We start from the raw sequence: 13272 nt of genomic DNA, 5'->3' as shown, positions 1-13272 counted from the left end.
GCGGCCCCCCCCGCGGCCCCCCCCCCCCCCGCCCCCCCCCCCCCCCCCCCCCCCGCCCCCCCCCCCCCCCGCCCCCCCCCCCCCCCCCCGCCCGTGCTGGTGCGAGGGGGCCTCGGGATCAGAGGAGGATCCAGAGGAGCCCGCTCAGCAGACCGTAGTGACGGCGGTCGCGGCGCGAGTCGTTGTTGTTGCCGTAACCGTTGTCGTAGCCGTTGTGGTGGGCGTGGGCCGCGACCCGTACCGCGGACTGCGGGGCCGCCTGGGCGGTCGCGGTGGCGGGGACGATGACGGCGGCGGAGAGCGCCACCACTACGGCTGCGCGACGGAAGAGGCTCACGGGTAACTCCCTGAACGAGGGGGGCAAAAGGGACGAGTCCGACCGTAGGCCCCACTCTTCGCGGCGTCGCGCGGCGCGCGGGCGACTACTCCACGTGGCGCCGTCAGGTCCGCCGTGCCGCCCCGCCCGCCCGCGCTCAGCTCGTGAAGTCGGCGACGCCCAGGGTGTCCGAGTAGCCCTCGATGGACTGCGGATCGCGCGAACCGGGACCCACGTAGCGCGCGGAGGGCCGCACCAGACGGCCCGTGCGCTTCTGCTCCAGGATGTGCGCCGACCAGCCCGCGGTGCGCGCGCAGGTGAACATCGACGTGAACATGTGCGCCGGGACCTCCGCGAAGTCCAGGACGATGGCCGCCCAGAACTCCACGTTCGTCGCGAGCACCCGGTCGGGCCGCCGCGCGTGCAGCTCCTCCAGAGCCGCCTTCTCCAGCGCCTCCGCCACCTCGAAGCGCGGCGCGGCCAGCTCCTTGGCGGTGCGGCGCAGCACCCGGGCGCGCGGGTCCTCGGCGCGGTAGACGCGGTGCCCGAAGCCCATCAGGCGCTCGCCCTTGTCGAGGGCCTGCTTCACGTACGCCTTCGCGTCGCCGGTCCGCTCGATCTCCTCGATCATGCCGAGCACCCGCGAGGGCGCGCCGCCGTGCAGCGGGCCGGACATCGCGCCGACCGCACCGGACAGCGCGGCCGCGACGTCCGCACCGGTCGAGGCGATCACCCGGGCGGTGAACGTCGAGGCGTTCATGCCGTGCTCGGCCGCGCTCGTCCAGTACGCGTCGACCGCCTTGACGTGCTTGGGGTCCGGCTCGCCGCGCCAGCGGATCATGAAGCGCTCGACGATGGACTCGGCCTTGTCGATCTCGCGCTGCGGCACCATCGGCAGGCCCTGCCCGCGCGCGGACTGGGCCACGTAGGACAGCGCCGTCACGGCGGCCCGCGCCAGGTTGTCGCGGGCGGTCGGCGCGTCGATGTCGAGCAGCGGCCTGAGCCCCCACACCGGCGCCAGCATGGCGAGGGCGGACTGCACGTCCACCCGGATGTCCCCGGAGTGCACCGGGATCGGGAACGGCTCGGCCGGCGGGAGGCCGGGGTTGAACGCCCCGTCCACCAGGAGGCCCCACACGTTCCCGAACGAGACGTGTCCGACCAGGTCCTCGATGTCGACGCCCCGGTAGCGAAGGGCGCCGCCCTCCTTGTCCGGCTCGGCGATCTCCGTCTCGAACGCGACGACTCCCTCAAGTCCGGGTACGAAGTCGGACATCAGGCGGCTCCTCAAGATGTGTGCGACGGGCTGCGGGCGGGCCGTGCCGTCCCGGGTCCCTCGGTCATGCCCCGTACGCCGGGCAGGAATCCCGCCCGCGGGGCTCAACGCGTGTATGGAGGCCACAGTGGCCCAGCCGAGAGTTTGGCGGGTCCCGCCGATGCGGGGAAGCGTGACATCCGGCACACTGCCCCAATTCGGCGGCGCAGGGTTAGCGCCCCGCCGCCGCGGGCACACTGGGCCCCCGCCGGGCCCGGCGCGGTGGTGCGGCAGGATGGGTGCGTGACCGACCTGGACCCCGCAGCGATGCGCGAGCAGTACCGCACCACTCTCCTCGCCGAGGACGATCTGGCCGCCACGCCCATGGGGCAGTTCGCGCGCTGGTTCAAGGAAGCCGTGGCCGGTGGGCTGCACGAACCCAACGCCATGGTCGTCGCCACCGCCACCCCCGAGGGCCGCCCCTCCACCCGTACGGTGCTCCTGAAGTCCTACGACGAGCACGGTTTCGTCTTCTTCACCAACTACGCCTCGCGCAAGGCCGCGGAACTCACCGCGAACCCGTACGCCTCGCTGCTCTTCCCCTGGCACCAGCTGGCCCGCCAGGTCATCGTGACCGGCACCGCCTCCCGGGTGCCGCGCGAGGAGACCGAGCGCTACTTCCGCAGCCGCCCGCACGGCTCGCGGCTCGGCGCCTGGGCCAGCCCGCAGTCCACGGTGCTGGGCTCGCGCGACGAACTGACCGCGGCCTACGAGGAGTTGGCGGCCCGCTACCCCGAGGGCTCCGACGTCCCGGTGCCGGGACACTGGGGCGGCTTCCGGGTCGCGCCGGAGACCGTCGAGTTCTGGCAGGGCCACGAGAACCGGCTGCACGACCGGCTGCGGTACGTGCCGCGGGGCGCGGGCTGGCGCGTGGAGCGCCTCGCGCCCTGAGGGCCGGGGGCGGCACCGGAGTGCTTCGGGGCCCCGGGCGGCTTCGTGTCAGGGCGGCTTCGGCCCCGGGCATGCGGAGACCCCGGGCGTGCGGAGACCCCGGGCGTGCGGAGACCCCGGGCGTGCGGAGACCCCGGGCGTGCGGAGACCCCGGGCATGCAGAGACCCGCGGGCTCGGGTCCTCCGGAGAGGAGCCGGCCGGACGTACCGGCGAGCCCGCGGGTCGGTGACTGCTTGGGAATTCGGCCGACGTCATGCCGGCACCGCACTAAGAGTGCGACTGGCAGGCCGTCAGCCCGCAGTCACCTCACGCGTCCGGTTTGCATACATCTGTCAAACCACCTCCCTTCTCGTGTGCCCCACACATTAGGAGCCCCCCGGGCCCCGCTCAACCCATTTAATCGCCGGTCTTCACCCGCTCCCCGGCGCTGCGTTCCACACAGAACTCATTGCCCTCCACATCGGCCATCAGGATCCAGCCGGTGCCGTCCGGACGGCGGTGGTCGGCCACCACCGTGGCACCCAGGGCCGCGAGCCGCTCGGCCTCCTCGTCGCGGGTGCGGTCCTGGGGCTGGAGGTCGAGGTGCACGCGGTTCTTGACCGTCTTCGGCTCCGGCACCTGGATGAACAGGAGCCCGATGCCCTCGGCCCTCACCAGAACCTCGGGGTCGCCGGGCTTGTCCTCGTCGGTCACGGCGCCGCCGAGGGCCTCGGCCCAGAAGGAGGCGAGGCGGTAGGAGTCGGCGCAGTCGAAGGTGACATGGCGTACGAGAGAAGTCATGGCGGCCACTATGGGCCGCGCCCGGGACGAGGTCCAGGAGCGGCCGGTATCCGCCGGTGGCCGGAAGGTATTTCGGCGAAGTCGCTGTGGGCTGCGTCACGTTCGAGTTGAATGATCCGACGTGCGTGAGTCCGCGCGTCGGCCGCGAGATGCGGCGACCACGTCCTGCAGGGGGTGCCAGGATGAGTGCTTCCCGGAGTGAGACCGCCAGTGCTCCGGTTCCGGACGGGTCCGGCACCGGACCCGCTGGTCCCGCCGGGCCGGAACCGGGCGGCGGTCTGCTGGCCGCGCTGCTCGATGGGATGGACGCCGCGCTCTGCGCCTTCGACGCGGACGGCGTGGTCACCCACTGGAACCGCGAGGCCGAGCGCATCCTCGGCTGGCCGGCCGGCGAGGCCGTCGGACGGCGCGGGTTCGCGGGGTGGGCGGTGCGCGCCGCCGACGCCGACGAGGTGCACGCGCGCCTGATGGCCGTGATGGACGCGCCGGGCCGCCAGGTGCACGAGTTCGCACTGCTGCGCAAGGACGGCAGCCGCGTCCTGGTGCGTACGCAGTGCGCGGGCGTGCGCGGCGCGGACGGCGCCGCGGGCGGGGTGTACTGCGCGTTCAGCGAGGTGCACGCGCAGATCGACCTGGAGCGGTCCATCGCGCTGAGCGAGGCGCTGGCCGAGGACGGCACGTGGGGCGTGGTCCTGGTGGACGTCGACCTGCGGCCCACCGTCGTCAACTCCTACGCCGCCCGCGCCCTCGGCACCGGACGCGCCACGCTGCTCGGCCGCCCGCTCGGCGAGCTGATCGTGCGGGGCGTCGAGGAGCTGGAGGGCGCGCTCCAGCACGTCCTGGCCGAGGGTGCGCCGGGCGGCCCCGCCGACGTGTGGGTGACGTTGCGGACCGCGGAGGGGGAGCGGCGGCGCTGCTGGCGCGGCGGCTTCCTGAGGCTGTCGTCACCGCTGGCGGAGGAGCCCGTTCCGCTCGGGGTCGGCTTCCTCTTCCAGGACGTGACCGACGCGCGGCTCGCCGAGCAGGAGGCGGACCGGCTCCGCTTCCGCGCCAACCAGCTGCACCGGGCCTCGCGAATCGCCGCCGAGTACGAGGACCCGTGGGAGGCGGCCACCGCCCACCTCGACTTCGCCCTGGCCGGCTTCGCGGACCACGCCCTGGTCGACGTGACGGCCGGCGACCGCCTGGTACGGGCCGCCGCGACCCCGTCCGGCGCCCCCGGGCCCGCCGCGCGGGTGGCGGGCGGCGGCATCCCGGTCCGCTACCCCGCCGGGCACCCCGCCCTCCAGGCGGTGGATCGGGTGGGGTCGGTGCGGGCGAGTGCGGGGTCGGATTCGCGTACGGGCGCGGGTTCGGATGCGGGCGCGGGTGTGGAGCCGGGTGCGGGTTCCGGCGTGGCCGAGGGCTGGGCGGGGGAGCGCCAGTGGCCGCCGGACGCGGCGCACGCCCTGTGCACGGTCCTGCGCAGCCGGGGGCGCACGCTGGGGGTGCTGACGTTTCTGCGCGGCTCGTCGCGGGTGGCGTTCGAGCGGCCTGATGCGGCGTATGCGGAGAGCGTGGGGGCGCGGGTGGCAGCCGCCCTCGACCTGGCCCGCCTCACCCCCCACCCGGGCTGAGCCCCGGCTCGCGCAGTTCCCCGCGCCCCTCAGCTCGGCGGTCGTGTGCGGACCGTGCCCGCTTGCTCGCGCAGTTCCCCGCGCCCCTTGACGGCTCGGTGCTGGGCAGCACCAGGCCACCTCAGCCCGTCCGGCGTTTGAGGACGAGCGCCGTTCGGGCGCGATGGGGGGTTCGGGGGCGCAGCCCCCGAGGGGGTCAGTGGCGGAAGAAGATGCGGTCGGCGTACTCCGACATGACGCGGCCGTTCCACTCATGCCCCCCATCCACATTCCCCGACCGCAACAGCGGCGGCTCAACCCCCCGCCCCACCAGCACCTCCGCCGCCGCCGCCATCACCGCCTGCATGAGCGCACTGGTCACCACCGTCGACGCCGGCGCGAACGGCGCCTCGATCCCGTCGTGGGTCAGCTCCGCGTCCCCCACCGAGATCTTGCTGTCGAGCACGATGTCGCAGTGGTCGCGCAGGAACGTCCCCGAGACGTGCCGCGAGCGCGTCTCCTCGGCGTACGCCACCGACGTGACCCCGATGACCTTGAGCCCGAGCGCCCGCGCGTTCATCGCCATCTCCACGGGCAGCGCGTTGCGCCCGGACAGGGAGATGATCACGAGGACGTCACCGGGCCTGGCCGGGCTGGAGTCGAGCACCGCGCCCGCGAGGCCGTCGACCCGCTCCAGGGCGGAGCCGAGCGTGGCCGGCATGACGTCCACGCCGACCACCCCGGGCACCGCGAGCAGGTTCATCAGGGCGAACCCGCCGGCCCGGTAGACCACGTCCTGCGCCGCGAGCGAGGAGTGCCCGGCGCCGAAGGCGAAGAGGCGTCCCCCCGCCTCGACGGTGTCGGCGATCAGGGACCCGGCCGCCGCGACGTTGAGCGACTCCTCGTCCCGCACCCGCCCGAGGAGTTCGATCGCGGCGTCGAAGAACCGACCGGCCAGCTTGCTCTCGCTCATCGCCGAGGACCCTTTCCGGGGTGGGGTTACGACCGTGCGCCGATCACGGTGCGGTCTGGACCTTTCCCCTGTCAATACGGTGTCCGGGGCCGGCCGGTCAAGACGGCGAACGCCGCCGCGGCACGGTTGTCGGTGCGATGCGTCAGAATTGGGTCAGGGCCAGCGGTACGACGTTTCATGTCACAGCATCGAGGGGCACGTATGTCCGGACTGATCGACACCACGGAGATGTATCTCCGCACCATCCTCGAGCTTGAGGAGGAGGGTGTGGTCCCCATGCGCGCCCGTATCGCCGAGCGCCTGGACCAGAGCGGCCCGACGGTGAGCCAGACGGTCGCGCGCATGGAGCGCGACGGCCTGGTGCAGGTGGCGGGCGACCGCCACCTGGAGCTGACCGACGAGGGCCGCCGCCTGGCCACCCGCGTCATGCGCAAGCACCGGCTCGCCGAGTGCCTGCTGGTCGACGTGATCGGCCTGGAGTGGGAGCAGGTGCACGCGGAGGCCTGCCGCTGGGAGCACGTGATGAGCGAGGCCGTGGAGCGCCGCGTCCTGGAGCTGCTGCGCCACCCCACCGAGTCCCCGTACGGAAACCCGATCCCCGGTCTGGAGGAGCTCGGCGAGAAGGCCGAGGCGGACGCGTTCCTCGAGGACGGCATCATCAGCCTCGGCGAGCTAGACCCGGGCCCCGAGGGCAAGACGGTGGTCGTGCGCCGCATCGGCGAGCCGATCCAGACGGACGCCCAGCTGATGTACACGCTGCGACGGGCGGGCGTGCAGCCCGGCTCCGTGGTGAGCGTGACGCAGTCGCCGGGCGGGGTCCTGGTCGGCAGCAGCGGCGAGGCCGCCGAGCTGGGGGCGGACGTGGCCTCGCACGTCTTCGTCGCCAAGCGCTGAACACGGTCCGCCACCCCCCGGCCGGGCGGTGACACGGCGTCATCACCCGCACCCCGTAAGGGAGTTGATCACCCTTCTCGCCGGGTGCGGGTGGCTTGCGGGGAAGGCCGGTTTCCGGGTGGAATGGCAGCGGCCGGGCGGATCGCGTGCAAGGCTGTGGCGTGCGGCATGGGACCGCGCAGGCGTGCGGCAGGGGAGGGGGCGGCGGCATGGCGCCGTTCGAACCACCGGCATCACCGTCGGCGACCGGGCCTGCCCGGACCCGGCGGCCGGCCCGCCCGCCGGCCCGTCCGCTCGGGAAAGACGAGGGCCCCGGCGCCTCGCGGCGCCGGGGCCTGTCCTCCCCGATGTCGACCCGGAGCCCCGAGCTCCCAGGGTCGACCCCCGCGGACCCTCTTCCCCGAGCGGCCCGCCTCCCGGAGAAGATCTCCCCTCGGCACGTTCCGTCAATCCTTGAGCGTGGTCACTCGAACGAGGGGTGTTGCGCGAGAGAGGCGAGTTTTCGAATAGGGGTTCGATACTCTGCAGGGAAGTGACCAGTCGGGGCTGAAGGGGGTGCCAGGGCACATGGTGCGGCGCATCGATGTGACGGGGACCGGAGGGGTGCGTCTTGCCGCCTGGGAGTTCGCCGAGCGGCCCGAGGCGCGCGCGGACACCGAACCGGCCCCCGGGGTCTTACTGCTGCACGGCCTGATGGGCCGGGCCTCGCACTGGGCCGCCACGGCCCGCTGGCTCGGCGGCACGCACCGCGCGGTGGCCCTCGACCAGCGCGGCCACGGCCGCAGCGACAAGCCCGCCGACGGCCCCTTCACGCGCGAGGTCTACGTGTCCGACGCCGAGGCCGCCGTGGAGCAGCTCGGCCTCGGCCCGGTGACCCTCATCGGCCACTCGATGGGCGCCCTCACCGCCTGGCAGCTCGCCGCCCGCCGACCCGACCTGGTGCGCGCCCTGGTCATCTGCGACATGCGCGCCTCGGCCCTCGGCGCGGCCTCGCAGCGCGAGTGGGAGGACTGGTTCACGTCCTGGCCGGTACCGTTCGCCACGCTGGCGGACGTGCGCAAGTGGTTCGGCGAGGACGACCCGTGGGTCGAGCGGCCGAGCCCCGGGCGGGGTGACTTCTTCGCCGAGGTGATGGCGGAGCGGGCGGACGGCTGGCGCCCAGTGTTCTCCCGCCGCCAGATGCTGACGTCGCGCGAGACCTGGGTCCACGACGCGCACTGGGAGGAACTGGCCCAGGTCGACTGCCCCGCGCTCGTGGTGCGGGGCCTCGACGGGCAGCTCGGGCGGGCGGAGGCGCAGGAGATGGTGCGGGTGCTGCCGCGGGGGCAGTACGCGGAGGTGGCCGACGCGGGCCACCTGGTCCACTACGACCAGCCCGAGGGCTGGCGGGCCGCGATCGAGCCCTTCCTGACCGCGCTCACCCCCACCTCGCCCCACCGCTGACCCCGACAGGGTCCGCCCCCGCTACCTCGCCCCGCCGCTGCCCCCGCGCGGTCCGCCCACCGCTGACCCCGACAGGGTCCGCCCACCGCGGGCATCAGCCCGAGCTCACCGCCGTGAGGATCTCGGGAAGGTGGGACGCCGTCCGGGGCGCGGCCACCCGGAGCCCCGCCCAGCACACCAGCCCTCCGTACCCCGCCCCCAGCGGCAACAGCAGCCACAGCGCCCCGTGCTGCCCCGACACGTGCAGCCAGATGGTCAGGGCGATGAGCGGCGCGCACAGCAGCGCGCTCACCAGCATCCCGCCGAAGATCGACAGGGCCGCGATGCCCCCCTGCCCCGGCGCCACATTGCGCCGGCTGTCCTGCGGGATCGCGTACGCGAGCGTGGCCGACGCCACCGATCCGGTCGCCAGCATCGCGCCGAGCAGCGCGAGGGCGAGCCCGACGACCTCCGGCAGCTTCGACCAGTCGCCCAGCATCCCCGCGGTGACCGCGGCCACCAGGACCGTGTACGGCAGCGTCACGAGCAGCAGCGCGAACGCCCGCGCGCGCAGCTCCAGATAGGCCTCCCGGGTCGAGGAGATGCTCAGGAGCACCATCCAGAACGCCGAGGTGTCCTGCCCGAACTGGTTGTACATCTGCATGCCGAGCATCCCCGCGGCGAAGCACGCGAAGTACACGGTGCCGTGGCCCTGGAGGGCGTTGAAGACCGGCACGATCAGGCCGATCGCGAGCGAGGTGATCCAGGCCGCCTTGGTCTTGGGGTCCCGCCAGGCGTAGCGCAGGGTGCGCAGCATGACGGTGCCGGTGCGTCCCTCGGGCAGCAGCGAGGTGAGCCCCCGCCCCGAGGACTCCTTGCGGGAGGCGCCCGACGCGGCGAGCGTCGACCCGTCCGGGGTGGTCATCAGCTTCACCAGGGAGCGCTGCCAGGCGAACAGCAGGAGCCCCAACGCGACCATGCTGAGCAGGAGTTGGGCCGCCGCGCGGCCGTACGCGCCCTCGCTCGCCGAGCCCACCGCCCCGATCGCGGAGGCCGGCGGCAGCCAGCGCACCACGTCTGCGGCCGGGTCGAGCGCCGAGAGTCCGCCCGAGTCGCCGAGCCGCTGGGCGCCGAAGTTCACGAACTGGAAGCCGATCGCGATGACCAGACCGCTGAGCACCGCGAGGTCGCGGCCCTTGCGGGAGGTCAGCAGCCGGGTGTTGGCGGCGGCGACCGCGCGGGCGAGGGCCACGCACACCAGGAGCGCGAGCGGCACGGCGACCACCGCGATCACGGTCGCGCCCACCCCGTGCGCCAGGGCGATCGCCGAGCCGAGGATCAGACAGAGCGTGAACAGCGGCCCGATACCGACCAGGGAGGTCACCAGCAGCGCGCCGACCAGCGGTTGGGGCCGCAGTGGCAGCATCACGAGCCGGGTCGGGTCCAGGGTCTCGTCACCGCTGGGGAAGAACAGCGGCATCACGGTCCAACCGAGCGCCATCAGCGCCACGAGCAGCACCGTCACGGTGGCGGCGTGGTCGTTGCCGCGCAGCGCGATCAGGCCGAGCAGTTGCAGCGCGGCGAAGAGCAGCGCGAGGACCGCCGAGGTGATGTAGGCGGCGCGCCGGCCGCCGGACTGGCGCAGCCCGTTCCTCAGGAGCGACAGCTTGAGCCGGACGAAGACGGGGGTCAGGGCCGCGGCCCCCTGCGAGGGCGCGGTCACCGGGCACCGCCGCCGAGCCAGTCGAGCGAGTCGCCCGAGGTGCGGCCGCCCGCGCCGACGAGTTCGAGGAAGGCGCTCTGCAAGGAGGGGGCGTCACCGCGCACCTGGGCCAGCGTGCCCTGGGCGCGGATGCGGCCGGCCGCCATCACGGCCACCCAGTCGCAGAGCGACTCGACGAGCTCCATCACATGGCTGGAGAAGACGACGGTGGCGCCGGAGGCGGTGTAGCGCTCCAGGACCCCGCGAATGGTCTGCGCGGAGACCGGGTCCACGCCCTCGAACGGCTCGTCCAGGAAGAGGACTTCGGGGTTGTGCAGCAGGGCCGCGGCGAGCCCGATCTTCTTGCGCATACCGGTGGAGTAGTCCACGACCAGCTTGTGCTGCGAGCCCGCGAGATCCAGGACGTCCAGGAGCTGGGTGGCGCGCTTGTCGACCTCCGGGCCCGGCAGCCCGCGCAACCGGCCGGAATAGGCGAGCAGTTCGCGGCCCGACAGGCGCTCGAACAGGCGCAGCCCCTCCGGCAGCACGCCGATGCGGGACTTGACCGCGACCGGGTCGCCCCACACGTCGTGCCCGGCGACCTCGACCTTGCCCTGGTCGGGCCTGAGCAGCCCGGTGACCATGGACAGGGTGGTGGTCTTGCCCGCCCCGTTCGGGCCGACCAGACCGATGAACTTGCCCGCGGGCAGCTCCAGATCGATCCCCGAGACGGCGATCTGCTCGCCGAAGCGCTTCCACAGCCCCTGGACGCGGACGGCGGGCGGCGCCGTGCGCGCTCCGCCCGCCGTGTCCGACGTGTCTTCGAATGCCTGGTCCGGCATGGTGGTGCCTTTCGTCCCCGTGATGGTGTCTCGCACAACACCATAGGAGCTTGGGGCACGAGCGGCGCCAGAGCTGTTCCGCCCCGATCGCGTACGGGCGGGCGGGGCCATGGCCGGAAACCGTCCGGGGCGCGGGGGTCAGGAGCGCCGCGCCCTCGCGTCGGCCGCCTCGCGTCCGCAGGCGTAGGCGAGCGGACTGATCAGCTCCTCGGCGTCCGGCAGCCAGCGGTTGGCGGGGGTGGGGCGCCGGGCCCACTGCACCGCGCCCGAGCCGCCGACGCGGGTCGGCGGCGCCGCCACGTAGTCGCCCTCGCCGCGCGTGATCAGATCCACCGAGGCCGGCACCCAGCCCAACTTCCGTACCAGATCCGGGACTTTGGCGCCCGCGCCGGGCAGGACGAAGAACAGCATCCGGCGGTCGGGGGTGCAGGTGACCGGGCCGAGCGTGAGCTCCATCCGCTCCATGCGGGCGAGCGCGAGGAACCCGGCCGACTCCGGTACGTCAATGGCGTCGAAGGTGCGCCCGGTGGGAAGCAGGATCGAGGCGCGGGGGCTCTTGGACCACAGCCGGCGGGCCGCGACCGCGCTGCCGGTGGCCTGGGTCGCCCAGTCGGGCCGGGCCGGGTGCGCGCCCGGCTTCGGACACGCCGTGTCACCGCACGAGCAGCGCTCGACCCCCTCGTCGGCTTCGAGGAAGGTGCCAGGGAACACGTCCCAGTGGCGCTCCTCCGCGTACCGGACGGCGCTGTCCAGGAGCTGTTCGCTCCGCTGCTTGGGGATCTGTGCGGATTCCGTGTCCGTGCCCGTGCCTGTGATGGTTTCTTCCACGACGCACTCAACTGTGCCCGCCACCGTGGGTTACGGGCGTGGTGTCCGCGGGATCAGCGGTATCGGTCCTGCATATGGGGCGCATGGGTGCATGGGCGGGGGCGCGCGTGCGGCTGCGAGACGGAGGCAGGGTAGCCCTATGCGGGGGAAGGACACGGGAATGTTGGCAATGACGCCATATTTCCGATTCCCCTCGTTTCTCTGCATATTCGCAGGGCAATGATCAGGGTGCTGATCACTGCCGCTCCAGGGGGTTTCTCATGGCAGCCAGGCCTCTCGTCGCCCGCCAGCCCAATGAACGACTGCAGGCGCTCATCCAGGAAGCCGGGTGTTCCAACGCCGGGCTCGCCCGCCGTGTGAACATGGTCGGCGCCGAGCGGGGGCTCGACCTCCGCTACGACAAGACGTCCGTGGCGCGTTGGCTGCGCGGACAGCAGCCGAGGGGGCGGGCGCCCGGCATCATCGCGGAGGCCCTGGGCCGCAAACTCGGGCGTACGGTCACGATCGACGAGATCGGCATGGCCAACGGCAAGAACCTCGCCTCGGGAGTGGGCCTGCAGTTCTCGCCGACCGTCGTCGGCGCGATCGAGCAGGTCTGCGAGCTGTGGCGCAGCGACGTGGGCCGGCGCGACTTCCTTTCCGGGTCCACCGTGGCGGCGTCGGCGCTCGTCGAGCCGAGCCGCGACTGGCTGATCACCGGCGCCGACGCGCAGGTCGCGCGGCATGCCGGGCAGCGGGTGGGCGCCGCCGACGTCGAGGCGGTCAGCGCGATGACGGACGCGCTCGTGCAGCTGGACCACCGCTTCGGCTCGGGCCATGTGCGGCCGGTCGTCGTGCACTACCTCAACAGCGTGGTGTCCGGGCTGCTCGCCGGCTCCTACCGGGAGTCGGTCGGGCGGCGGCTGTTCGCGGCGGTGGCCCGGCTCACCGAGCTGGCCGGATACATGGCGGTCGACACCGGCCAGCCCGGCCTCGCCCAGCGCTACTACATCCAGGCGCTGCGCCTGGCCCAGGCCGCCGACGACCGGGGTTACGGCGGATACGTCCTGGCCGCGTCCATGAGCCACCTCGCCGCACAGCTCGGCAACCCGCGCGAGATCGCCCAACTCGCCCGCGCCGCACAGGAAGGCGCCCGCGGCCGGGTCACCCCGCGCGCCGAGGCCATGTTCTACGCGGCCGAGGCCCGCGGCCACGCCCTGCTCGGCGACGCGCGGACCTGCCAGGCGGTGGCCGGCCGCGCGCTCGCCGCGATGGAGGCGGCGGACCCCGACTCGGGCGACGACCCGGCCTGGATCGCCCACTTCGACCACGCCTACCTGGCGGACGAACTCGCCCACTGCCACCGGGATCTGGGCCAGCCCGAGGCCGCCGCGCGGCGCGCCGAGGAATCCCTGGCCGGGCACCCCGAGAGCCGTGCGCGCCGGCGCGCGATCGGGCTGATCCTGCTCGCCACCGCCCAGGTGCAGCAGCGCGAGGTGGAAGAGGCGTGCGCGACCGGCACGCGCGCGGTGGACCTGCTGGCCACCCTGCGCTCCAACCGGGGCGCGGACTACCTGGAAGACCTCCAGCAGCGCCTGGAGCCGTACGGGGACGAGCCCGCGGTGCGGGAGTTCGGGGAGCGCATGGAGGTCCAGGCGGCCTGAACGGAGCGGGTCGAGGGAGGGCTTGGCAAGGGCGTGGGGGTACCCGGTAGCGTGAACCGACGATTCCGTA

Annotated in this window: 12 protein-coding genes; 5 read left to right on the top strand and 7 right to left on the bottom strand. The window is 73.5% G+C overall.

Annotation, left to right across the window (positions count from 1 at the left end; genetic code table 11):
• Window positions 1–118: 118 nt before the first annotated feature.
• Both ACGF3I_RS26005 and ACGF3I_RS26000 read right to left on the bottom strand, forming a co-directional pair.
• Window positions 119–337, bottom strand: coding sequence for a hypothetical protein (locus ACGF3I_RS26005; RefSeq protein WP_393135963.1), 219 nt, complete (start codon window positions 335–337; stop codon window positions 119–121).
• Window positions 338–473: 136 nt separating this feature from the next.
• Window positions 474–1592 (bottom strand): citrate synthase 2, encoded by a 1119-nt coding sequence (locus tag ACGF3I_RS26000; protein ID WP_393135961.1) that lies wholly within the window; start codon window positions 1590–1592, stop codon window positions 474–476.
• A gap of 306 nt (window positions 1593–1898) precedes the next feature.
• On the opposite strand from ACGF3I_RS26000, the gene pdxH reads away from it, so the two are divergent.
• The gene (gene pdxH / locus ACGF3I_RS25995) at window positions 1899–2522 is read left to right on the top strand and encodes a pyridoxamine 5'-phosphate oxidase (protein WP_393136047.1); all 624 of its coding nucleotides are present in this window, start codon (window positions 1899–1901) and stop codon (window positions 2520–2522) included.
• A 397-nt stretch (window positions 2523–2919) separates the two neighbouring features.
• Here pdxH and ACGF3I_RS25990 read toward each other — a convergent pair whose 3' ends face one another.
• Complete coding sequence (locus ACGF3I_RS25990; RefSeq protein ID WP_393135959.1) at window positions 2920–3303, bottom strand: VOC family protein; 384 nt, start codon at window positions 3301–3303, stop codon at window positions 2920–2922.
• Window positions 3304–3485: 182 nt separating this feature from the next.
• Here ACGF3I_RS25990 and ACGF3I_RS25985 point away from each other — a divergent pair, with 182 nt between their 5' ends.
• A complete protein-coding gene (locus ACGF3I_RS25985) occupies window positions 3486–4919 on the top strand; it encodes a PAS domain-containing protein (RefSeq protein WP_393135957.1) in 1434 nt (477 codons plus the stop codon).
• Window positions 4920–5115: 196 nt separating this feature from the next.
• On the opposite strand, the gene ACGF3I_RS25980 is transcribed toward ACGF3I_RS25985, so the two are convergent.
• Entirely contained in the window at window positions 5116–5871 is a 756-nt protein-coding gene (locus ACGF3I_RS25980) for an SIS domain-containing protein (RefSeq protein ID WP_393135955.1), read from the bottom strand.
• A gap of 201 nt (window positions 5872–6072) precedes the next feature.
• Between ACGF3I_RS25980 and ACGF3I_RS25975 the strand changes: the two genes are divergently transcribed.
• Both ACGF3I_RS25975 and ACGF3I_RS25970 read left to right on the top strand, forming a co-directional pair.
• Entirely contained in the window at window positions 6073–6765 is a 693-nt protein-coding gene (locus ACGF3I_RS25975; RefSeq protein WP_329464597.1) for a metal-dependent transcriptional regulator, read from the top strand.
• A gap of 567 nt (window positions 6766–7332) precedes the next feature.
• Window positions 7333–8208 carry an alpha/beta fold hydrolase gene (locus tag ACGF3I_RS25970; protein ID WP_393135953.1) on the top strand — a complete coding sequence of 292 codons (876 nt, stop codon included), beginning with the start codon at window positions 7333–7335 and terminating at the stop codon, window positions 8206–8208.
• 94 nt (window positions 8209–8302) lie between these two features.
• Here the strand turns inward: ACGF3I_RS25970 and ACGF3I_RS25965 are convergent, their stop codons facing one another.
• The 3 genes from ACGF3I_RS25965 to ACGF3I_RS25955 form a co-directional block, all read right to left on the bottom strand.
• On the bottom strand, window positions 8303–9910 hold the full coding sequence (locus ACGF3I_RS25965) for a transporter (RefSeq protein WP_393135951.1): 1608 nt from the start codon (window positions 9908–9910) through the stop codon (window positions 8303–8305).
• Window positions 9907–10731, bottom strand: a complete 825-nt coding sequence (locus tag ACGF3I_RS25960; RefSeq protein WP_393135949.1) for an ABC transporter ATP-binding protein — start codon at window positions 10729–10731, stop codon at window positions 9907–9909. Before ACGF3I_RS25960 ends, ACGF3I_RS25965 begins: the two co-directional genes overlap by 4 nt.
• Before the next feature lie 138 nt (window positions 10732–10869).
• Window positions 10870–11559 carry a bifunctional DNA primase/polymerase gene (locus tag ACGF3I_RS25955; RefSeq protein ID WP_393135947.1) on the bottom strand — a complete coding sequence of 230 codons (690 nt, stop codon included), beginning with the start codon at window positions 11557–11559 and terminating at the stop codon, window positions 10870–10872.
• A gap of 260 nt (window positions 11560–11819) precedes the next feature.
• Here ACGF3I_RS25955 and ACGF3I_RS25950 point away from each other — a divergent pair, with 260 nt between their 5' ends.
• Window positions 11820–13202: a transcriptional regulator gene (locus ACGF3I_RS25950; RefSeq protein WP_393135945.1), complete on the top strand. Its 1383-nt coding sequence runs from the start codon at window positions 11820–11822 to the stop codon at window positions 13200–13202.
• Window positions 13203–13272: the final 70 nt, after the last annotated feature.

This window comes from Streptomyces sp. NPDC048111, assembly GCF_043202815.1.
Classification (GTDB): Bacteria; Actinomycetota; Actinomycetes; order Streptomycetales; family Streptomycetaceae; genus Streptomyces.
Note: the sequence above shows the minus strand (reverse complement) of the source record. Positions and strands in the feature narration are given on the sequence as shown.

What these genes read in the sequence shown, in the direction of transcription:
- pdxH (WP_393136047.1), top strand. Translation starts at nt 1,899, where the DNA reads ATGCGCGAGCAGTACCGCACCACTCTCCTCGCCGAGGACGATCTGGCC.
- ACGF3I_RS25985 (WP_393135957.1), top strand. Translation starts at nt 3,486, where the DNA reads ATGAGTGCTTCCCGGAGTGAGACCGCCAGTGCTCCGGTTCCGGACGGG.
- ACGF3I_RS25990 (WP_393135959.1), bottom strand. Translation starts at nt 3,303, where the DNA reads ATGACTTCTCTCGTACGCCATGTCACCTTCGACTGCGCCGACTCCTAC.
- ACGF3I_RS25950 (WP_393135945.1), top strand. Translation starts at nt 11,820, where the DNA reads ATGGCAGCCAGGCCTCTCGTCGCCCGCCAGCCCAATGAACGACTGCAG.
- ACGF3I_RS25970 (WP_393135953.1), top strand. Translation starts at nt 7,333, where the DNA reads ATGGTGCGGCGCATCGATGTGACGGGGACCGGAGGGGTGCGTCTTGCC.
- ACGF3I_RS26000 (WP_393135961.1), bottom strand. Translation starts at nt 1,592, where the DNA reads ATGTCCGACTTCGTACCCGGACTTGAGGGAGTCGTCGCGTTCGAGACG.
- ACGF3I_RS25960 (WP_393135949.1), bottom strand. Translation starts at nt 10,731, where the DNA reads ATGCCGGACCAGGCATTCGAAGACACGTCGGACACGGCGGGCGGAGCG.
- ACGF3I_RS25980 (WP_393135955.1), bottom strand. Translation starts at nt 5,871, where the DNA reads ATGAGCGAGAGCAAGCTGGCCGGTCGGTTCTTCGACGCCGCGATCGAA.
- ACGF3I_RS25975 (WP_329464597.1), top strand. Translation starts at nt 6,073, where the DNA reads ATGTCCGGACTGATCGACACCACGGAGATGTATCTCCGCACCATCCTC.